We start from the raw sequence: 20,704 nt of genomic DNA, 5'->3' as shown, positions 1-20,704 counted from the left end.
TTACATGCGTGTGCAAATCCGCTACTCTAGCACACGCCGAAAACAGGAAAAACGTGAAATCTCACAGGAGAATCCATGGCCCGACGCTTCCATGACGCCGAGCAACTGCTTCCGCCAGCCACTGCCCTGAAGCGCGCACTGGCAATTATCTACGATGGCCTGATCAGCATCGCGGTGCTGCTGGTTACCACCTGGGCCTACACCATGGTGGCCGGCTGGATTACCGGCTGGGACACATACGAGCAAATGGCCGAAGCCGGCGAACTGTCGGGCGACCCGGGGCTGACTTTTGTACTCTTTCTGGTGCTTTACCTGTTTTTTGCCTATTTCTGGACCCGTATTGGCCAGACACTGGGCATGCAGGTATGGCGGGTGCGCATTGAAAACCTGGACGGCACCTCGGTGAGCTGGACACAAGCGCTGATTCGTTACATCACTGCCGCGTTTGTGGTGTTCCTGACCATCATGGGAGCCTACTACCTGGGTAGCCTGACACTGCTGTTAACAGTGCCGGCGATCATCGCGCTGTTTTACCCGATCAATGGCCTGTCACTGACCGACCGGGCATCCAACAGCGTGGTGGTGCAGGTGCCCCGGCCCGAGAAGAAAAAGTAGCCGGTTGCGGGCCGGCTCAGCCGGCGCGCCGCATTAACAGCACACCCGCAACAGCACTGATGGCAATGGGCGCAAGCACCGCCAGCATGGGGTTAAACCCGTAGACCATGCTCATCGGCCCCAACAGATCCTGCATGTATTTGAACAGTAGCCCCACCAGCAGACCGGTGAATACCCGGAACCCCATGGTCACCGAGCGCAGCGGCCCGAACACGAAGGAAATCGCCACCAGCACCATCACCGCCGTACCCAGCGGCATCAGCGCTTTTTTCCAGAACGCCAGCCAGTAACGGGCCGCGCTCAGGCCCTGCTCCCCCAGGTAGCGGGCGTAAGTATAGAGGCCGGACATGGACAGATCCTCCGGATCAACGATCAGCACACTCAGGACACTGGGCGAGAGACCGGTATCCCAGCGCACTGACGAGTCTTGCTCACGCACCGTGCGGTCGTCCTCGATACGGGTGGTGGTCACGTTTTCCAGCAGCCAGTAATCCCCCTGATAGATGGCCCGCCGGGCGAAACTGGATTCCTTCAACTGCCGGTTGTCGTCAAATTCAAAACGGGATACCCCGTGCAACACACCGTTGGGCTGCACCGCGTTCAGGTGCATGAAGATATCGCCTTCCCGGTGCCAGACCCCGTGCGCTTCCGCCACGTTATTGCCCGAGCCCAGCGCCACGGCTTTTTCACTCTGGGCGATGCGTTCGGTGGTGGGTGCGACAAATTCCCCGAGCAATACCCCCAGGATCACAACCACCAGGGCCGGTTTCATGGCGGACCAGACAATCCGCTTGAGCGATACGCCGGCCGCGCGCACCACGGTCAGCTCCGAAGAACTGGCCATGGCGCCAAGCCCCACCAGGCAGCCCATGAAGGCGCCCAACGGTAAATACTCGTAGATTCGCCGGGGCACGGTCAGTGCCACATGCCAGAGTGCCTGCAGGGTCTGGTAATCGTTGCGGGTATCTTCCAGCTCAGCGATGAAGGCAAAAATCAGATCCAGCGACAACACCACCATCATCACCAGGAAAATGGCCCCGCCCACGGTGCGCATCACATAACCATCGATCTTACGCATGGGCGCGGGCCTCCTTTTCCAGTTTGCGGCGGTACAGCCAGGCCGGCCCGAACTGCAGCCACAGCCCCAGCGCCAGGAACAGCGCGTGCACCCACAGCATGCCGATCCATTCCGGTACTTTTTCATCGGCCAGGGCATCCCGGGCCACAATCAACAGTCCCAAATAGGTGATGTACACCAACATCGCGGGCAACAGGTGGAAAAAGCGCCCCTGGCGCGGGTTCACCCGGCTCAGGCGCACCGCCAGCAACGTCACGATGGGAACAATCAACGGCAGTGAGAAGCGCCAGTGCAGCAGCGCGCGGTCTTCCGGGTCATCCGAGTGCCACAAATCCAGGGTACTCATGCCCTCTTCCAGGCTTTTGTCGCCTTCCTCGCCGCTCTGTATCTTCAGGCCATAGGCCTCAAACTCGGTGGTGTTGTAATCGAGCCGCCCGGGCGTGCCCTGGAAACGGCCACCGTCCTCCAGAATCAGAAAACGGCTGCCGGTTTCCTCGTCGATCAGCTGCGAACCGGTTTCGGCGGTAATCAACGTCACGCCCTGGCCACTGCGGTCGTATTCGGCGATGAACACCCCCTGCAGCTGCCGTTTGTCGTCACTGAGCGCCTCGGTGTAGGTTACCCGGTTGCCGGAGGTGAAATTCTGGAAGCGCCCGGGGGCCAGCATTTCAAACTCCGTGGCCTGGCTCTGCTCATTGAAAATCCGCTCGACCTGTTTCATGCCCCAGGGCGAAATAAACAGGCTCGTCGCCCCCACCACGATCATCACCGGCAGCGCCCCGATCAGCGTTTTGGTCAGAAGCTGCTTGTCGCTGACGCCACAGGCGAACAGCACCGTCATCTCGCTTTCCAGATACATGCGCCCGTAGGCCAGCAAGATGCCGATGAACAGGCCCAGCGGCAGAATCAGCTCCAGAAACCCGGGAAAGCGATACCCCATGATGGCAAACAGCACACCGGCCGCCAGCTCACCTTCGGCGGCTTCGGCCAGGTACTTGATAAAACGCCCACTCATAAACACCAGCAAAAGCACGCTGGAGACAGCAAGCATACTGACCATGATCTGGCGGATGAGGTAACAGAAAACGATAGTCAAATCAGTCTCTCTGGCCTGTGCCAAGGGAAAGGTGGTGCATTCATTAAACTGCCGCGTATTCTAAGTAACCTTGCCCACGAATGACAGCTTGGGTGTAGCAAGTAAAACGATGGTAAGGATAAAGGCCCCGTGCTTGATAAATTGTTCGACTACCCCAATGCTTAGGTATTATCGCGCACGTCGAACCCGACGGGTGAATCACAGTCAAGAAAAGGAGTTGCCATGAACTTCAGTCTGAGCAGTAAAGCCATCACCGCAACCAAAGCCGATTGCCTGGTTGTCGGGTTGCCTGAAAAAGGCGACTGGCCGGAATCCACCAAAGCCGCGGATGAAGCACTGGGCGGACTGATCGGGCAATTCAGCAAGGCTGGCGACCTGACCGGCAAAAACGGCACCGTGAACACCCTGCCGCTGGCCGAACAACCATGGCCCCGGGTAATGGTGGTCGGTACCGGCAAGAACGACGACCGCAGCGCCGCCAGTTACCGCAAGGCACTGTCTGCCATGGCCGGCGCACTGAAAGACCTGCCCGCCAAAAGCGCACTGATCACCCTGAGTGACACCGCCATACAGGGCGAAGACAGCGTGAGCTCCGAGGAAGGCAAACTCAAGCTGATTGGCCGCACCCTGGAAGAACAGTTCTACACCTTCAACGACTACAAAAGCGAAAAACCTGCGGCGCGCAAACTGAACAAAGTGGTGGTACAGGCCACCGGGACCACCAAGGCCCTGAAAGACGCCCTGCACCTGGGCCTGGCCACCGGCCGCGGCATGAACTACACCCGCGACCTGGGCAACACCCCGCCCAACGTCTGCCACCCGGTATGGCTGGCCGACCAGGCCAAGAAACTGGCCAAGGACTACGACAGCATCAAGACCGAAGTGCTGGACGAAAAACAGATGGAAAAGCTGGGCATGAACACCATCCTGGCCGTCGGCAAGGGCTCCAAGCAGCCCCCACGCCTGATCATCATGGAATACCGGGGCGGCAAGGCCAAAGACAAGCCTTATGTGCTCGTGGGTAAGGGCATCACCTTCGATTCCGGCGGCATCAGCCTCAAGCCCGGCGAAGGCATGGATGAAATGAAGTACGACATGGGCGGCTCCGCCTCCGTGTTCGGCACCATGCAGGTACTGGCTGAAACCAAACCCAAGATCAACGTGGTGGCAGTCATAGCCGCCGCCGAAAACATGCCGGACGGCGGCGCCTCCCGCCCGGGCGACATCATCAAGACCCTGTCCGGCCAGACCGTCGAGATCCTCAACACCGACGCCGAAGGGCGCCTGGTGCTGTGCGACGCCCTCACCTACGTGAAAAAGTTCGACCCGGAAGCCGTGATCGACATGGCCACCCTCACCGGTGCCTGCATCATTGCCCTGGGCAACCAGGCCTCAGGCCTTTACGCCAACAACGACGACCTGGCCGGCGAACTGCTGGCAGCGGGCGAGCGCACCGGCGACCGCGCCTGGCGCATGCCCCTGTGGGACGAATACCAGAGCCAGCTGGACTCCAACTTCGCCGACATGCAGAACATCGGCGGCCGCCCGGCCGGCTCCATCACCGCCGCCTGCTTCCTGAGCCGGTTTGCGAAAGACTACCGCTGGGCCCACCTGGACATCGCCGGCACCGCCTGGAACTCCGGCAAAGCCAAAGGCGCCACCGGCCGCCCGGTGCCCCTGCTGGTCGACTACCTGATGTCCCATGCAGGATAACCAGCCCAACCCACCGGAACCCGGCAGCCAGGCTGCCGGCGCTTCCGGCACCGGTTCCGACAACCAGAACCAGCGCTACTGGTTCCACATCCTCGGCCAGAACACCCCCGCCGCCCGCAACCTCCACGCCGCCAAACTCTTGGACAAAGCCTGGCAGCAAGGCGACCGCGTATGCATTATTTGCGACACACAGGAACACGCCCAGGAACTGGACGACCTGCTGTGGAACTTCAAACCCGACGCCTTCATCCCCCACAGCATCTCCACTTCCGAAGACGCACCCTGCGACGACCCCGTCGGCATCCTGCTCTACCCGCCGGTGGCCTCGGACTGGGACACCGTCATCGTCCTGTCTGCCACCCTGCCCAAAGACGCCGACCAGTACCGCCGCCTGGCCCTGGTGGCCCATAACGATCCCGCTGTGCTGAACCAGGCTCGGGGGCATTATAAGCAGCTTCGGGCGATGGGGATTGAAGCAAAAGTGCATGATATGCGGCGGTGATCCCACAGTTCGCCGCAACCAAAGCGACCATGTATAATCGGCGCTTTCAAAATTTCTTCCGAGCATCAACAACGGTCACTGCAGAAACCCATGGAAAAAACCTACCAGCCAGAAAACATCGAGCGCCAGTGGTACGAAAACTGGGAATCCAAAGGCTATTTCCGCCCCAGCGGTGAGGGCGAGTCCTACAGCATCGCCATTCCGCCGCCCAATGTGACCGGCAGCCTGCACATGGGCCATGCGTTCCAGCACACCATCATGGACACCCTCACCCGCTACAAGCGCATGCAGGGCCGTAACGCATTGTGGACCGTCGGCACCGACCACGCCGGCATCGCTACCCAGATGGTGGTTGAACGCAAACTGGCCGCCGAGGAAGACAAAACCCGCCACGACCTGGGCCGCGAAGAATTCATCAAGCGCATCTGGGACTGGAAAGAACACTCCGGTGGCACCATCACCCGCCAGATGCGCCGCCTGGGCAACTCCGTGGACTGGGAAAACGAACGCTTCACCATGGACGACGGCTTCTACAAGGCCGTACAGGAAGTGTTCATCCGCCTGTACGAAGAAGACCTGGTGTACCGTGGCAAACGGCTGGTGAACTGGGACCCGAAACTGCACACCGCCATCTCCGACCTGGAAGTGGAGAACAAGGAAGAGAAGGGCTTTTTCTGGCACCTGCGCTACCCGCTGGCCGACGGTGAGAAAACCCAGGACGGCAAGGATTACCTGGTCGTGGCCACCACCCGCCCGGAAACCATGCTCGGCGATACCGCCGTGGCCGTACACCCGGACGACGAGCGCTACCAGCACCTGATTGGCAAGCACGTGCTGCTGCCACTGGTGAACCGCCGAATCCCCGTGATCGCCGACCACCACGCCGATCCGGAAAAAGGCTCCGGCTGCGTGAAAATCACCCCGGCCCATGACTTCAACGACTACGCCGTCGGCAAGCGCAACAACCTGCCGATGATCAACGTCATGACCCAGGATGCCAACATCCGGTACCAGGCCGAAGTGTTCAACTCCGACGGCACCGAGAACACCGAGATCGACGGCACCCTGCCCGGCGCCTATGCCGGCCTCACCCGTGAAGAGGCGCGCAAACAGATCGTCGCCGACATGGAAGCCGAAGGCCTGGTGGAGCAGATCGAAGACCACGTATTGTCCGTGCCGCGCGGCGACCGCTCCGGCCTGATCATCGAGCCCATGCTCACAGACCAGTGGTTCGCCGACGCCAAGACCCTGGCCAAGCCCGCCATTGAGGCGGTGGAAGACGGCCGTATCCAGTTCGTGCCCAAGCAGTACGAGAACATGTACTTCGCCTGGATGCGCGACATCCAGGACTGGTGCATCTCCCGCCAGCTGTGGTGGGGCCACCGGATTCCGGCCTGGTACGACGCCGAAGGCAACATTTACGTGGGCCGCAGCGAAGAAGAAGTGCGCGAAAAGCACAACCTGGGCGCGGACATTGAACTGAACCAGGACGAAGACGTACTGGACACCTGGTTCAGCTCCGCCCTGTGGACCTTCGGCACCCTGGGCTGGCCGGAAATCACCGAACGGCTGAAAACCTTCCACCCCACCGACGTGCTGGTGACCGGTTTCGACATCATCTTCTTCTGGGTTGCCCGGATGATCATGATGACCATGCACTTCATGAAAAACGAAGACGGCACCCCGCAGGTGCCCTTCCACACCGTGTACGTGACCGGCCTGATCCGCGACGAGCACGGCGACAAGATGTCCAAATCCAAGGGCAACGTGATCGATCCGCTGGACATGATCGACGGCATCGGCCTGGAAGACCTGCTGGAAAAGCGCACCGGCAACCTGATGCAGCCCAAGCTGGCCGAAAAGATCGCCAAGCGCACCAAGAAGGAATTCCCGGAAGGCATTACCGCCCACGGTACCGACGCCCTGCGCTTCACCCTGGCGGCCATGGCCACCACCGGCCGTGACATCAACTGGGACATGAAGCGCCTGGAAGGCTACCGCAACTTCTGTAACAAGCTGTGGAACGCCGCCCGCTACGTGCTGATGAACACCGAAGGCGAAGACTGCGGCGTGAACGACGAGCCGGTGGAACTGTCCCTGGCCGACCGCTGGATCATCAGCGAGCTGCAGCACTGCGAGCAGGAAGTGACCCGTCACCTGGAACAGTACCGCTTTGACCTGGCCGCTTACGCCCTGTACGAGTTCATCTGGAACGAGTACTGCGACTGGTACCTGGAGCTGTCCAAGCCGGTGCTGAACGACGACAACGCCAGCGCCGAGGCCAAGCGCGGCACCCGCCGCACCCTGGTGCGCGTGCTGGAATCGGTGCTGCGCCTGGCGCACCCGATGATGCCGTTCATCACCGAGGAAATCTGGCAGCGCATCGCCCCGCTGGCCGGCAAGACCGGCGACAGCATCATGCTGCAGCCGTTCCCGCAGCCGGACGCCAGCAAGCAGGACTCCGCCGTAGCCGCCGATATCGAGTGGCTCAAGGGCGTGATCGTCGCCGTGCGCAACATTCGTGGTGAGATGAACATCTCCCCGGCCAAGCAGATTCCGGTACTGCTCAAAGGCGCCAGCGCCGAAGACCAGCGCCGGATGGACGACAACCGCACCTTCCTGATGTCACTGGCCAAGCTGGAGAAGCTGGAATGGTTCGAGGGCGACAAGGCGCCCATGAGCGCCACCCAGCTGGTGGGTGAGATGGAAGTGCTGGTGCCCATGGCCGGCCTGATCGACAAGGACGCCGAACTCAAGCGCCTGGACAAGGAGCTGGAGCGCCTGAACAAGGAAATCGCCCGGGTGGAAGGCAAGCTGAACAATGAGAAATTCACCGCCAAGGCCCCGGCCGAAGTGGTCGAGAAGGAGAAAGACAAGCTGAAAGAAGCCCAGGGCAGCCTGGAGCGCCTGAGCAGCCAGCGGGCCGACATCGAGGCCATGTAAACCATGATTGCGATTCTGGGCGCCGGCTCCCTGGGCCGGCTCTGGGCCGCATCACTGCCACCCGGGCGGGCCGCCTTTGTGCCCCGCCCGGGGGCTTCCTCCGATTCCATACCTTATCAATTTCATCCCGTGAGCGGCGAAGCCTTCTCGGTCGATATCCCTCAGCTTGGGTCTGACGAAACGCCGGAGCTGCTGCTGGTCACCACCAAGGCGGGCGACACCCTGGATGCGCTGCACAGCGCACTACCAAACATTCCCGCCAACACACCGGTTGTGCTGTTCCAGAACGGCCTGGGCAGCCAGCAACAAGTGGCAGACACCTGGCCCGGGCGTCCCATCCTGGCCGCCTCCACCACCGAAGGCGCCAACCGGCCTGCCCCCGATGTGGCCGTTCACGCGGGTAAAGGGGCAACCTGGGTGGGAGCACTCACCCGGACCGCTGAATCCCGGCTACCCAGCGTTGTCGACCAACTGAGCGAAAGCGGGCTGACCGTTCATGCGGAGACCGACATTCTGCCCCGTCTGTGGCAAAAACTGGTGATCAACGCCGGCATCAATCCTTTCACCGCGTTGCTCGATTGCCCCAACGGAGAGATTCTCGAGGCACCGCTGTTCCGGCAATGGATCACGCCACTGTGCGAGGAGATCGCCAGCCTGATGGCCGGGGCCGGACAAGATCGGATACCGCCGGACGAGCTGCGCGGCAACATTGAAACCGTGGCCCGGAGCACGGCCACCAACACTTCGTCCATGCGCGCGGATATACTGGCAGGACGCCGCACCGAAATTGAGTACATCAATGGCTATCTGGTCAGGCTTGGCGACACGCTGGATATTGCCACCCCGGTGAACCGAATGCTGACCGAACGGGTACAACTACTGAACCATTAACCTGGCCTCCGGGCAAACAAGCCATCCCATCCAGGCCTAACCACCAAGGGAGCACAACCATGGGCAACCGCCTGTCGAAAATCTACACCCGTACCGGCGACGACGGCTCCACCGGCCTGGCCGATGGCAACCGCATTGCCAAGAACGCCCAGCGCGTGGAGGCCATGGGCACCGCCGACGAGCTGAACTGCCACATCGGCATTCTGGTGGAAACCCTGCCGGCGGACGATGCGTTGATCGAGGTTCTGCGCCGTATTCAGCACCACCTGTTTGACCTGGGCGGCGAGTTTGCCATTCCCGGCAGCAAGGTGATTGGCGACGAGCACATCGACTGGCTGGAAGCCACCCTGGATGAATACAACGAAGGCATTCCGCCGCTGAAGAACTTCATCCTGCCCGGCGGCTCACCTGCCGCCGCCCAGTGCCATATGGCCCGGGCCGTGTGCCGGCGCGCCGAGCGCGTGGTGGTGGCACTGGGCCACGAGGATTCGATCAACACCAATTCCCGGCATTACCTTAACCGGTTGTCGGATCTTCTGTTCGTGGTGGCGCGGGTACTCGCACGGCGGGAAGGCGCCCGGGAAATTCTCTGGGAACAGAAGAAATCCGGCCTCTGATCACCGGCCTGCACTCCTGACCTGCCGGACGTGGTGCGGCGGCGGCCACTAGACCACGCCAGCAATCACCAGCAGCGCGATCACACAAATCCACACCAGCATGCTGCGGTTAAGCAGATCACGAATGGCCCGCAGGCTCCGGCCACCGAAGTCCGGCCACTCCTGCGGGTGCAGCCCGGAAAACCGTGACGGGTCCAGGGCATAGCCGGTCAGCGCGCCATCCGCCGCGGTCATCAGCACCCGCTGATTGCGTTCCCGGAAACCCGGCAGTACCCGGCGGATTTTTTGCGACCATCCCGCCAGATCCCCCGCCAGCCCGAAGGTCAGGGCCAGCAGGCGGGACGGAATCCATCCGATCACATCAACCATTCGGGCAAACCTTACCCGCGCCGGAGCCTGCGGCCAGTGCTCGGCCAGTGCCACCAGGCTGCGGGCCAGAAACGCCGCCTGCAGACCACCCACCACATACCAGAACACCACCAGGAAGAAACGTTCGAACACCGAGGTCATCAGAGTGCGGGACAAGGACAAATGCATGGCCTCCGGCGACAGCGCCTCGCCACGTTCGGCCGCCGGCAGCCAGCGCTGGATGTGTCGCCAGGCCGCCTGCATGTCGCCCCGGCCCCAGGCCTGGCTGTAGGCTTCCAGTACCTGTCGCCAGCCCGGCGCGCCCATCAGCAATACCAGCGCCAGTAACTCCAGGGGGTACAGTGTCCAGCGCAGTTCCTGGTCGATGGCCAGAAACCACAAGGCAGCCAGCAACGCCGCTGGCACCAGCACTCGCAAAAGTCCCGGGACCACGGCATGCTCCCTGCCGGCCCGGGCCCGCCCGTGGGCGCCAAACCAGTGCCGCCAGAAAGCATCGGTGGATACCCGGTTCACACCGTCCAGACGACGGCGGATAACGTAGGCCAGTAGCAGGACCAGGAGAATCATTCAGACGGTCTCCGGGGCCAGAAGAAGATCATGAAAACGGGACCAACTGAACGCCGGCCCGGGGTCGGTCTTGCGGTCCGGCGCGATGTCGCAGTGGCCGGCAATCCGCTCTGGTGTCACCGCCGGCCAGGCCGCCATAACCTGACGCGCCAGCCGGGCCAGTACGGCGTATTGTTCAGGCGTGTAGGGAATATCATCCGCTCCTTCCAGTTCAATGCCGATGGAGAAATCGTTGCACTCCACCTCGCCCCGGAAGCTGGAGCGGCCAGCATGCCAGGCCCGGTCCAGGCAGCTGACAAACTGCACCACCGAACCGTCACGGCGAATCAGTGCGTGCGCCGACACCTGCATGGGTGCGATGGTGGCAAAATAGGGATGCTGGCCGGCCTGCAGGCGGTTACAGAAGAAATCTTCGATGTGGGAGCCACCAAACTGCCCCGGGGGCAGGCTGATATTGTGTACCACCAGCAACGAAATGCCGGCGTCATCGGGCCTGGGTCCGAAATTGGGTGACGGGCACCAGCGGGCACCGGCAAAACGCCCGGTTTCCCGCAGCAGGGCGATTGTCTCGGCAGAAGGGTTGAGTGGTTGGCTAGTGGCGTGCGGTTGGCGCAAGGCAGTCCCCGGTACAGTTGGATTCACTCACGGGATTGAATCACAAACCGACCGGGGATACCACGATCTCAGTCTTTACGATTGTGGCGCAGATTGTCGATGATGGATTCAAGTGCCCGATCGAAAATCAGGCCATCATCCAGCATGGTGATCACGCCCGCCTGCAGAGCTTCCGCCAGATCCTCCCGGTGGTACTCCGCCACCTTGGCTCCGCTGCGATTGACAAAGATGTACTTGCCGGTGGCCCGGATGAACGCCGCCAGCTTGCAGCGCACCCGCAGGTCCTCACCGGTCATTTCCACCCAGGAACCGACGGTGAGCTGGTCTGCCCGCGCCAGCCACGCTTCCGGTACCGACGGGGCAACCGCTTCAGCTTCCGGTCGGGCATCGCCGGCTTCCACGGCGGTTTCCGGTGGCCGCTCGGCTGTTGCAGGCTGCCGGGCTTCAGGTTCGCCCGCCGGCTCAGCTTGTGGCTCCTGGTCAGGTGCGGGCCCGGGTTCTTCCACTGGCGCGGTCACCAGCCTTTGCAGCACATCGACATGAGCCAGTTCCAGGTCACGGATGACCGTATCCGTGGCAAACGGATCCCAGGAAATCTCCTGCAATGCCTTGCGCACATCGTCGACAATGCTGGGAATCGAACGCAGCAAATCTGTGCGGGTATGTTCGGAAACCGGCGACGGGTCCACACTCCACACCAACCGGGCGGTCACTTCACAGGCCTCTTGCCAGGGCTCGCTGCCCTCGCCCGCACGCAAGGCCAGCCATTGCAGGTAACGGGTCCATGGTTCTTTCAGCAACTGGCTGATGGCCTCCGGGATATTCCGGCCTGCGGTTTGCGCATCAATCACTTCGGTGGCCAGCTGGCTGGCTCTTTCGTGTTTCGCCCGGCCCTCTTCAGCATCTTTCAGACGCTGCTCCACCAACTCCCGGCGGCGGCGATCCAGGTCCATGAAATGGCCGAAGTCTTCCAGCAATTCCTCGAACAGGGTGGTATCGGTGGTAAATTCTTCCAGCACCCGGTCAACCACTTCGGCGATTTTCTCCCGCAACGGATCCCGGGCGCCCTCCCGCTTCTCGGTCCAGCCGATGGCCGCCAGCGCCAGTTCGTTCAGCAGCTTGCGGACCGGATGCCCGCCCCGGTTGAAGAAGTTCCGGTCACTGAGGGCCACTTTCAGCACGGGAATCTGCAACCGGCCAATCAGGGATTTCATGACAGGGTGTAACTGGCGGTCTTCCAGAATGAAATCAAACAGCATGGCCACCAGGTTGATCACATCACTGTCAGCCTGGGCAATCTGGCCGGGGGTGTCCTGCAACAGCGGATGCAACTGCTCCCGCAGCGGCATGACTGGCTCTCCAACCTGACCTCTGGCTGCTATCTGGAGCTGTTCCAGCTCACTGACCAGCTGTCCCGTGCCCAACACCGACCCTGATGAAGCCGGCGCGCCGGTGACCACGGTGTCCCCCTGCCCCCGGCGCAGCAGCGATGTCAGTTCCTGGAAGGTGGCGGATGAGCTGCCTGGTGCTCCTCCCGTTACAGCGGACTCATCAGTTGCCGGCTCCCCGGAGGATTGTCCGGAGCCTTGCTGCGGGCGACCGGCACCGGATGACGCGCCAACTGCCCTGGGGCGGCCAACCGGCGGGCGTTTCATATTCGGCAATACGCCGGCATCAATCAGCGCCTGATTGCAGTCGCGGTAAAAACCATCCAGTTGATCGGCCATCAGTCGTTCAAACAGCTTGAGCACAACCAGTTTGGCGCGGATGTCGATATCCAGATCGGCACAGGCCTCCCCGATGGCGTTGCAGATCACTTCCGGCCCCAACGGCATCTGTGCATCCGCCAGTTCGAGTTCCGGCACAAGATGGCGAATCCGGGCTGCCAGCAAATGCACGGACTCCTGATACCGGTTGCGCAAGCGGGTGGTCAGGTTATCAATGGCCACCTGCTGTTCCAGTTGCTCGTGGTCAACAAGGCCGAGACCGTCCTGATCAACCTGCTCCAGAGACGACGAAGCGGCGCCGGACCGGGTCCGCCCCATCTCATTAAACGCCTGACTCACGTGCTGCAGCACCGACACGGTCATGGATTTGCGGCTCAGCCGCAATTCGCGCATGGCATCAAAATAGGCGGTCTGGTCCTGGTTTGTGCCAGCCTTGTCCGCAAGCGCAAACAGGGTATCGTCCGCCTGCTCAAAAAAACGGGCCAATACCTGCTTGAGAGCCTGGCCGGACCTGTCCCTGAGCCGCACCAGCTCTCCCGGCATGGCAAACCGCTCCTGCTGGTTCGCGCCGGTAAACCGGACAACTTTATTATCCTGAGCCATAATTCGTGCCCCACTCTGAGCCATTCAATGCCATCATGATATGGCCAGACGGCGTCACCTTGTGTCAGCTTTTGTCATCTTTTGTGTAAAAGCGACCTGCATCACAGTTTAGCCCCGTTTGGCGAATCCGCCGGCGAGCGTTAGAATTGCCGGCCCTGACCATCTACCTTTGCCACCAACCCGGACTATCACCATGATCGCCCCTGAACTGCTACGCCAGGCCCGCATTGAGACCGTTGCCCAGAGCCTTCGTGAAGATATAGGCGACGGCGATATAACCGCGCAGTTGATTCCCGCCGGGGCCGTGGCCAGGGGCCGGGTGATTACCCGTGAAAATGCCCGCCTGGCAGGCCGGGCCTGGGCCGAAGAGGTTTTTCGCCAGGTTGACCCCACGGTGGAACTTGAGTGGCTTTTCGACGACGGTGACGACATTCAGCGCAACGATGTCATTTTCCGCATGCATGGCCCGGCCCGGTCACTGCTGACCGCCGAACGCTCTGCCCTGAACTGGCTGCAAACCCTGTCCGGCGTGGCGACACGGTGCGCCGGTTATGCCGCCCGTGTCGCTCATACCAATGTACGCCTGCTGGATACCCGCAAAACCCTGCCGGGACTGCGTCTGGCGCAAAAATACGCTGTCACCTGCGGCGGCTGCGACAATCACCGGATTGGCCTGTGGGATGCGTTCCTGATCAAAGAGAACCACATTGCCGCCTGTGGCTCCATTGCCAATGCCGTGAGCGAGGCTCACCGGGTGGCGCCGGGCAAACCGGTGGAAGTGGAAACCGAGAATCTGGAGGAGCTGGCCCAGGCCCTGGAGGCCGGGGCTGACATCATCATGCTGGATGAGTTTTCACTGGCGGACATGCGTGAGGCTGTTGCGCTGAACGGCGGCAAGGCGAAACTGGAGGCCTCCGGCGGCATCAATGACCAGACCCTGGTCCCGATTGCCGAAACCGGGGTGGATTACATCTCCATCGGCAATCTGACCAAGAGCGTGAAGGCGGTGGACTTGTCGATGCGGTTGATTTAACGGCCAGACAACAGCTGATCCATCTCTTCAAGCGCCTGAATCAGACCATGCCCGGATTCAGGCCGGCCACGAAAATGCTCTTCGGCCATGGGCGCAATACCTGAAACGGAGGGCAGCGGCTGACCCGCTTCCACCAGGGTCTTCATCCGGTCCAGAAACACGAACTGCACCCACTGGGGAAATTCCATGGTGTCCAGGCAAAACGGCTGGGTGCTCTGGAAGGCTTCGTCCGGCAGCGGCTCATGCTCCCAGACTCCCAGTTCCCGGAGTTCGATTTCGATTTTCAGCAGACCGTCGGTCACCCGGTCCAGATGTTTTTCGTGAGTCGACATTGATCTACCTGTAACTCGTTTGTCTATTCACACAAGAGGGAAAGGCCACCACTACCAGCCCATCACGCTCTTCACGAACGGGATGGTCAGGCGCCGCTGGGCCTGCAGGGAATTTTCATCCAGGGTATCCAGAATGGCCAGCAAATCGCCCAGCCGGCGGGGCGCCCGGCGCATGATGAAGCTGGCAACGTCGTCTGAAAGTACCATGCCACGCTGCTCCGCCCGGGCCTTTAGAATGCCGGTGCGGTCCTCGTCACGGTAAACCCGCAACTGCAACACCAGCCCGTGGGCCAGCCTGGACCCCAGGTCAGCCAGCTCAAACGGCACCGTGCCCGGAACGTCGGCCATGGAGACAACCAGCAAACCATCACGGTCCAGGATGCGATTGTAAAGATGAAAAACAGCTTCTTCCCAGGCGCCATTGCCGGCAATCAAGCCGAGGTCGTCCAGACAGACGATCGCGTGGTTCTCCAGCCCCGCCAATGCCTCCGGACCGAAGGGCATCAGCTCTTCCAGGCTGATGCAAACCGCACCCTGGCCGAGCTGCTCTGCGCGGTGGCAGACCGCCTGCAGCAGGTGGCTTTTACCGGTATCCGAATCACCGCAAAGCACCACCACCGGAAGGCCATCCGGCTGCTGGCAGACGCGCTCAAGGCGAGTTGCCACTTCCCGGTTACGGCTGCCATGAAAATTGTCGAAACGCGCGTCGTCCCGCAGCTTGACCCCCAGGGCCATCTGCGCGGCCATTTCCGTTGACTCTCCGGGGTTACTGCTAGCCATCGCTATCACTTTCAACAGGGCCTGCCGGCTGCCAGCGGTAATACAGTACCGGATACAGGGATTCAAAAGCCTGTTCGGCATCCTGCTCATCACCCGCCACCAGCGGCTGATAGGCCAGCGCATCACCGATACCGTCCTGGCCGGAGCTGGCCGTTCCGGACGTATTGGCCGCACCGGAGCCGTTTTCAGGACCAGCACCGCCTTCAGCGGACACTCTGGACGGTGGTTGTTCCACGGACACAAAGCGCGGGTCCAGAGCCACGTATTGTTTAAGTTGATCCAGCTCCCCATCAAAGGAGACCTGAATGGTCAGCCGATCCCCCCGAACCCTGCGGGCTGCCACATAGGTAACCGGTGTAAAGCTCTTCAGCGCTTTGACCACGCCACCGTAGTCGGCCAGGGTAGACACGCCTTCAAGCACCAGGTCCACCTTTGGCGATTCATCCACGTCACTGGCATCAACGGCGTAGCGGCTTGCGTAGCCCTCGGTCCAGTGATTGATCACCGCCTCGGCAAGCCGCCACTGGCTGTCAGCGGTGACAGACATTTCTTCACGCTCCACGGCCGGGCCCTCAATGGTCCAGCTGGCCCGCCATCCCGAGCCATCACGGCGGATACGCACCAAAGCCAGGGCGTCGTGAGCCTGCCCGTCGGAAGCCCGGACAATCCGGTTATTGAATTGCCCCCACAAATCCGACAGCAGTTCCCTGTCATCCGCGAAGCGACGCGGCGGGAACGCCACCGGCAAACCCCGCTCGGTGGCCGCAGAACGGAAGCTGCCAAGCCAGCTGTCAGCGGTTTCACCTGTCGGGGTTGAGGTCAGTAGATGCCGACTGCCACGGTCTTCCACGGCCACCCAGGCCAGGGTGAGCGGCCGGTTCGCCCCCCATACCGGCGCCTCGACAGACGCCATGGCCCGGTTGACACCAACCGCCCCGAAAGTCATCTGCAGCCGATTCCCCCCATCCTCACGGGTCACCTCGTAGGACTGCAGGAAAGATTCCGCCCGCTCCAGCAGATCGTCCACGCCCTCGAGGTCCAGAACATCCCGGGAGCCGGAAACACGCACCATTACTTCTTGCAGCCCCCTTGCATAACCTTCCTGCAGGTCGTCCTGATTGCTGCTTTCAACACTGACATCCACTGTGTAGAGCCCGGACACGGTGACCGCATTGGCGGTTCCGGCCAGCGTCAGGCAGCAGGCCAGCACGGTTGCCAGCAGCGAGGGGCCGATTCCCATCCTGCCTTTTTGTCCTGATTGCGTCATGTAACACCCTGGCGTTGCGCATGAATGGCGCACAGGATACACCATCAACCCATAGCAGAGTAGCAAGTGCCCATGCGCACCTGCTAAAATCCGCGGCCTGAATCACAGGCCAACGGTTGAACTTTCATGAGCGAACAAAAGCCCTCCCTTACCTATCGCGACGCCGGCGTGGACATCGATGCCGGCAACGATCTGGTAAACCGCATCAAGAACACGGCAGCCCGCACCCGCCGCCCGGAAGTGCTCGGCGGCCTCGGCGGTTTCGGTGCCATGGTTTCCATTCCCGCCGGTTACAAAGAGCCGGTCCTGGTTTCCGGTACCGATGGCGTGGGCACCAAACTGCGCCTGGCCATGCAGTTGCAGAAGCACGACACCATCGGCATTGATCTGGTGGCCATGTGCGTGAACGATCTGGTGGTTGGCGGTGCAGAACCCCTGTTTTTCCTGGACTACTACGCCACCGGCAAGCTGAACGTGGATGTGGCCGCCCAGGTGGTGGAAGGCATCGGCGCCGGTTGCGAGCTGTCCGGTTGCGCGCTGGTGGGCGGTGAAACCGCTGAAATGCCCGGCATGTACGATGGCGATGATTACGATTTGGCCGGCTTCTGCGTGGGCGTGGCCGAACGTGAACAGATCATCGATGGCAGCCGGGCGCAGGCCGGCGATGTACTGCTAGCGCTGGGCTCTTCCGGCCCGCACTCCAACGGTTATTCGCTGATCCGCAAGATCATCGACATCAGCAACGCCAACCTGAACCAGCCACTGGGTGACACCACCCTGGCCGACGCGCTGATGGCCCCCACCCGTATTTACGTGAAAAACCTGCTGCAACTGATCCGTGAAGTGGATGTACGCGCGCTGTCGCACATTACCGGTGGTGGCCTGCCGGAGAACATTCCCCGGGTACTGCCCGACGGCGTCGTTGCTGCCATCGACACCCAGAGCTGGGAACTGCCGGAAGTCTTCCAGTGGCTACAGGAAAACGGCGGCGTGGCCTCCGAGGAAATGTACCGCACCTTTAACTGCGGCATCGGCATGATTGTCTGTGTGCCGGCCGAGCAGAAAGACCTGGCCATTGACACCCTGCATGCCCTGGGCGAGAAGGTCTGGCAGGTGGGCGTACTGGAAGCTGCGGAAAACGCCGACCAGAGCGCCGAGGTTCGTTACGCGCCGGGGCTGCTGAAGGCATGAAGGCAGATCCGGCTCCGAAACCGTCCATCGTCGTCCTGGCCTCCGGCAGTGGCACCAATCTGCAAGCGCTGATTGACGCCAGCCGGGAACGGGATTACCCCGGTGAGATCATTGCCGTTGGCTGCAACAAACCGGATGCGTTTGCGCTTGAACGTGCGGCCCAGGCGAACATCCCCACGTTTGTGGTGAACCACAAGAACCACGGTTCCCGGGAAGAGTTCGACGGCGCGTTGATGGCCGAGCTGCGTCGCTACAACCCTGACCTGATTGTGCTGGCCGGTTTCATGCGCATTCTCACCTCGGATTTCGTGCACGCCTTCCGGGGCAAGATGCTGAACATCCACCCGTCGCTACTGCCCGCCTACACCGGCCTGAACACCCATCAACGGGTACTGGAGGCCGGCGACAGGGTACACGGTGTTTCCGTGCATTTCGTGACCGAAGAGCTCGACGGCGGCCCCGTGATCGCCCAGGCGGAAGTACCGGTGCATGCCGGCGACACCGCCGACTCACTGGCCGAGCGGGTTCAGGAACAGGAACACCTGCTGTACCCGATAGTGGTACGCTGGTTCTGCGAAGGCAGGATACAGCTCGGCTCTGACCACGTGCTGTTTGACGGCCAGCCCCTCGCCGAACCCATGAGGCTGAGCCAGGACTGAACGTATTGTCATCCCGCTCGCCTCTCTGCCACGGTAAACTAGGGTATCAACCTATTATTTCCATGAGGAGAGAGGCGACCGGATGATTCACCGCCCCACCACTCGCGCCCTTTCAACCCTGACCGGGCTTGTCTTCGCCCTGATGGCCAACAACGCCATGGCCGACCCGGCCGAACCGGAAACGGATCCCTCACCCGCCGAACTGTCCCCCTACTCCGCCACCTACTCGGCCTCCATGTCCAAGGGCATCACGCTCAACGGTGCCGGCAAACGAGAGCTGTCGGACCAGGGCAACGGCGTCTGGCTGTACCGCACGGAAGTGGATTCGTTCATTGCGGACATCAACGAATCCCTGGTGTTTCGCTGGGATGACGGCCAGGTGGTCCCCCTGCGCTACCGCTACAAGCTCTCCGGCCTGATGATCAAGGACCGGGAACAGGCCATTGATTTCGACTGGCAGGCGGGCGTGGCCTCCGGTCATTATCGGGACGAGGAATTTGAGCTGGAACTGGCGGACGGCGTTCTGGACCCGCTGGGTTTCCAGCTGCAGCTGCACCAGGACCTGAAGGCCGGCAAACGGGATGTGATCTATCAGGTTATCGACAAGGGTGATTACGATGATGACCGGTTTGCCGTGTTGGAGGAAGAAACTCTTAAACTGAATGGCCGGACCGTGAACGCCCTGAAGGCGGAAAAAGTGCGGGAGGACGATTCAAAGCGGGAAACGCTGATGTGGTTTGATCCGGAACAGGATTATCTGCTGGTGCGCCTGCTGCAGGTTGAGCCGGATGGCAGTGAGTATGAGCTGCGACTAAAAGAGGCGGAGATTTAGCCCTGCTCCGCCCACACAGCCTTCACCTCATCGGCAATAATTCTCAAACCTTCCGCCACGCGCTCGTCATCCTGGGAATAGGTCACCCGCAGGCACTCATGGCGGTGGCGCCAGTCGTCCTCGGGCAGACCCGGGAAGAAGTAATGGCCGGAGACCACCAGTACGTTACGAGCCTTCAGGCGCTGGTACAGCTCCAGACTGGAAATCGGCAGATCCGGGAACCACAGCCACAGGAACATGGCGCCTTCCGGCTTGTGGATGTACCAGCGGCAGGTATCCTCGCCCATGGCTTCGTGGAACACCGCCACGGCCTTTTCCATCTTGGCCTTGTAGAAGGGGCAGACCACGTCGCGGCTCAGTGACAGGATTTCCCCCGAACGCACCAGCGGCTCCGCCAGCATGGCACCGAAACTGCCAGTGGCCAGGTTCATGATGGCGTTGATGCCGGACAGCGCTTTGATAATCGATTCTTCGGCAATCACGATACCGGTGCGAGCCGCCGGAAGGCCCAGCTTGGACAGGCTCAGGCACAGGATGATCTGCTCGTTCCAGGTCGGGTGCGCCTCGGTGAACAGCAGGCTTGGAAACGGGGTGCCGTAGGCGCCATCAACGATCAGCGGAATATTCTGCTGGCGCGCCAGCTCTTCAAGGCGCCCCAGTTCCTCGTCGGTGACCACGTTGCCGGTGGGGTTGGTGGGCCGTGACACGCAGATGGCGCCGGTTTCACCGGTCACTTCCACGGCGTCGAAATCGACCCGGTATTTGAACTCGTGGCCGTCGGTGAAGGAGATATCCGGGCGCACGGCACGGAACAGTTCCGGCTCGATGCCGGCGTCGGCGTAACCGATGTATTCCGGAGCCAGCGGCAATAGGATGTGCTTGCGATGGCCGTCGCCGTAATCTCCGCCGAACATGTTGAACAGCATGAAGAACGCCGCCTGGCTGCCGTTGGTCAGGGCGATGTTTTCCGGCTTCAGGTCCCAGCCGTATTCCCGGTTGAGCAGTGCCGCCAGCGAGGCGATAAACTGTTTTTCACCCTGGGGCGGATCGTAAACACCCACCAGGCGCCGCATGTCTTCATCGCTCTTGGTGATGTTGGCCAGCACCTCCTGCACCCGTTGCTGAATCTCGGGAATGTGGCCGGGGTTGCCGCCGCCCATCATGATCATGTCCTCGCCGGAGGCCATGGCATTGCCCAGGTCGTCCATCAGGGAGGTAATACCGGCATCGGCGGTGAACTTGCGGCCAAAAGCAGAGAGTTTCATGAAGTTATC

General features: G+C 61.4%; 19 protein-coding genes. 10 read left to right on the top strand and 9 right to left on the bottom strand.

The annotated features are described in order from the left end of the window. Window positions 1–75: 75 nt before the first annotated feature. Entirely contained in the window at window positions 76–615 is a 540-nt protein-coding gene (locus tag BMZ63_RS14440) for an RDD family protein (RefSeq protein WP_091706599.1), read from the top strand. Between the two features lie 16 nt (window positions 616–631). Here BMZ63_RS14440 and lptG read toward each other — a convergent pair whose 3' ends face one another. Together lptG and lptF are read right to left on the bottom strand one after the other, a co-directional pair. Beyond that, a complete protein-coding gene (gene lptG / locus BMZ63_RS14435; protein ID WP_091706597.1) occupies window positions 632–1,693 on the bottom strand; it encodes an LPS export ABC transporter permease LptG in 1,062 nt (353 codons plus the stop codon). Continuing rightward, window positions 1,686–2,789, bottom strand: coding sequence for an LPS export ABC transporter permease LptF (gene lptF, locus BMZ63_RS14430; RefSeq protein WP_091706596.1), 1,104 nt, complete (start codon window positions 2,787–2,789; stop codon window positions 1,686–1,688). Before lptF ends, lptG begins: the two co-directional genes overlap by 8 nt. Window positions 2,790–3,011: 222 nt before the next feature. On the opposite strand from lptF, the gene BMZ63_RS14425 reads away from it, so the two are divergent. The 5 genes from BMZ63_RS14425 (at window position 3,012) to BMZ63_RS14405 (ending at window position 9,455) form a co-directional block, all read left to right on the top strand. Continuing rightward, entirely contained in the window at window positions 3,012–4,502 is a 1,491-nt protein-coding gene (locus BMZ63_RS14425) for a leucyl aminopeptidase (RefSeq protein WP_091706594.1), read from the top strand. Then, window positions 4,492–5,004: a DNA polymerase III subunit chi gene (locus BMZ63_RS14420; RefSeq protein ID WP_091706593.1), complete on the top strand. Its 513-nt coding sequence runs from the start codon at window positions 4,492–4,494 to the stop codon at window positions 5,002–5,004. The genes BMZ63_RS14425 and BMZ63_RS14420 overlap by 11 nt, the downstream gene beginning before the upstream one ends. Before the next feature lie 90 nt (window positions 5,005–5,094). Then, complete coding sequence (locus BMZ63_RS14415; protein ID WP_091706591.1) at window positions 5,095–7,947, top strand: valine--tRNA ligase; 2,853 nt, start codon at window positions 5,095–5,097, stop codon at window positions 7,945–7,947. Window positions 7,948–7,950: 3 nt separating this feature from the next. Then, window positions 7,951–8,838, top strand: a complete 888-nt coding sequence (locus tag BMZ63_RS14410) for a ketopantoate reductase family protein (RefSeq protein ID WP_091706589.1) — start codon at window positions 7,951–7,953, stop codon at window positions 8,836–8,838. 59 nt (window positions 8,839–8,897) lie between these two features. Next, window positions 8,898–9,455, top strand: coding sequence for a cob(I)yrinic acid a,c-diamide adenosyltransferase (locus tag BMZ63_RS14405; protein ID WP_091706587.1), 558 nt, complete (start codon window positions 8,898–8,900; stop codon window positions 9,453–9,455). Between the two features lie 48 nt (window positions 9,456–9,503). Here the strand turns inward: BMZ63_RS14405 and BMZ63_RS14400 are convergent, their stop codons facing one another. The 3 genes from BMZ63_RS14400 to BMZ63_RS14390 form a co-directional block, all read right to left on the bottom strand. After that, a complete protein-coding gene (locus tag BMZ63_RS14400; RefSeq protein WP_091706585.1) occupies window positions 9,504–10,391 on the bottom strand; it encodes a histidine kinase in 888 nt (295 codons plus the stop codon). Beyond that, a complete protein-coding gene (ampD, locus tag BMZ63_RS14395) occupies window positions 10,392–11,006 on the bottom strand; it encodes a 1,6-anhydro-N-acetylmuramyl-L-alanine amidase AmpD (RefSeq protein ID WP_218141256.1) in 615 nt (204 codons plus the stop codon). Between the two features lie 68 nt (window positions 11,007–11,074). Continuing rightward, a complete protein-coding gene (locus BMZ63_RS14390) occupies window positions 11,075–13,336 on the bottom strand; it encodes a DUF1631 domain-containing protein (RefSeq protein ID WP_091706583.1) in 2,262 nt (753 codons plus the stop codon). A 193-nt stretch (window positions 13,337–13,529) separates the two neighbouring features. On the opposite strand from BMZ63_RS14390, the gene nadC reads away from it, so the two are divergent. Then, the gene (gene nadC, locus BMZ63_RS14385) at window positions 13,530–14,369 is read left to right on the top strand and encodes a carboxylating nicotinate-nucleotide diphosphorylase (protein WP_091706581.1); all 840 of its coding nucleotides are present in this window, start codon (window positions 13,530–13,532) and stop codon (window positions 14,367–14,369) included. Here nadC and BMZ63_RS14380 read toward each other — a convergent pair. From BMZ63_RS14380 to BMZ63_RS14370, 3 genes are read right to left on the bottom strand one after another with little or no spacing between them, the layout of a single operon-like run. Beyond that, the gene (locus BMZ63_RS14380; RefSeq protein ID WP_091706580.1) at window positions 14,366–14,701 is read right to left on the bottom strand and encodes a YqcC family protein; all 336 of its coding nucleotides are present in this window, start codon (window positions 14,699–14,701) and stop codon (window positions 14,366–14,368) included. The genes nadC and BMZ63_RS14380 overlap by 4 nt on opposite strands. A 51-nt stretch (window positions 14,702–14,752) precedes the next feature. Next, window positions 14,753–15,481, bottom strand: coding sequence for a DnaA regulatory inactivator Hda (gene hda / locus BMZ63_RS14375; RefSeq protein WP_227663671.1), 729 nt, complete (start codon window positions 15,479–15,481; stop codon window positions 14,753–14,755). Continuing rightward, a complete protein-coding gene (locus BMZ63_RS14370) occupies window positions 15,474–16,721 on the bottom strand; it encodes a DUF2066 domain-containing protein (protein WP_227663672.1) in 1,248 nt (415 codons plus the stop codon). The genes hda and BMZ63_RS14370 overlap by 8 nt, the downstream gene beginning before the upstream one ends. Before the next feature lie 153 nt (window positions 16,722–16,874). Between BMZ63_RS14370 and purM the strand changes: the two genes are divergently transcribed. The 3 genes from purM (at window position 16,875) to BMZ63_RS14355 (ending at window position 19,430) form a co-directional block, all read left to right on the top strand. Continuing rightward, complete coding sequence (gene purM, locus BMZ63_RS14365; RefSeq protein WP_091706574.1) at window positions 16,875–17,939, top strand: phosphoribosylformylglycinamidine cyclo-ligase; 1,065 nt, start codon at window positions 16,875–16,877, stop codon at window positions 17,937–17,939. Beyond that, window positions 17,936–18,598, top strand: a complete 663-nt coding sequence (purN, locus tag BMZ63_RS14360) for a phosphoribosylglycinamide formyltransferase (protein ID WP_091706572.1) — start codon at window positions 17,936–17,938, stop codon at window positions 18,596–18,598. Before purM ends, purN begins: the two co-directional genes overlap by 4 nt. An 82-nt stretch (window positions 18,599–18,680) precedes the next feature. After that, window positions 18,681–19,430 carry a DUF3108 domain-containing protein gene (locus BMZ63_RS14355; protein WP_227663673.1) on the top strand — a complete coding sequence of 250 codons (750 nt, stop codon included), beginning with the start codon at window positions 18,681–18,683 and terminating at the stop codon, window positions 19,428–19,430. On the opposite strand, the gene BMZ63_RS14350 is transcribed toward BMZ63_RS14355, so the two are convergent. After that, window positions 19,427–20,695, bottom strand: a complete 1,269-nt coding sequence (locus BMZ63_RS14350) for a valine--pyruvate transaminase (protein ID WP_091706570.1) — start codon at window positions 20,693–20,695, stop codon at window positions 19,427–19,429. The genes BMZ63_RS14355 and BMZ63_RS14350 overlap by 4 nt on opposite strands. Between the last annotated feature and the right edge of the window lie 9 nt (window positions 20,696–20,704).

Origin of the sequence: Marinobacter persicus (genome assembly GCF_900114155.1) — a bacterium.
In the GTDB taxonomy this organism is placed as follows: Bacteria; Pseudomonadota; Gammaproteobacteria; order Pseudomonadales; family Oleiphilaceae; genus Marinobacter; species Marinobacter persicus.
This window is presented reverse-complemented; position numbering and strand designations above follow the sequence as displayed.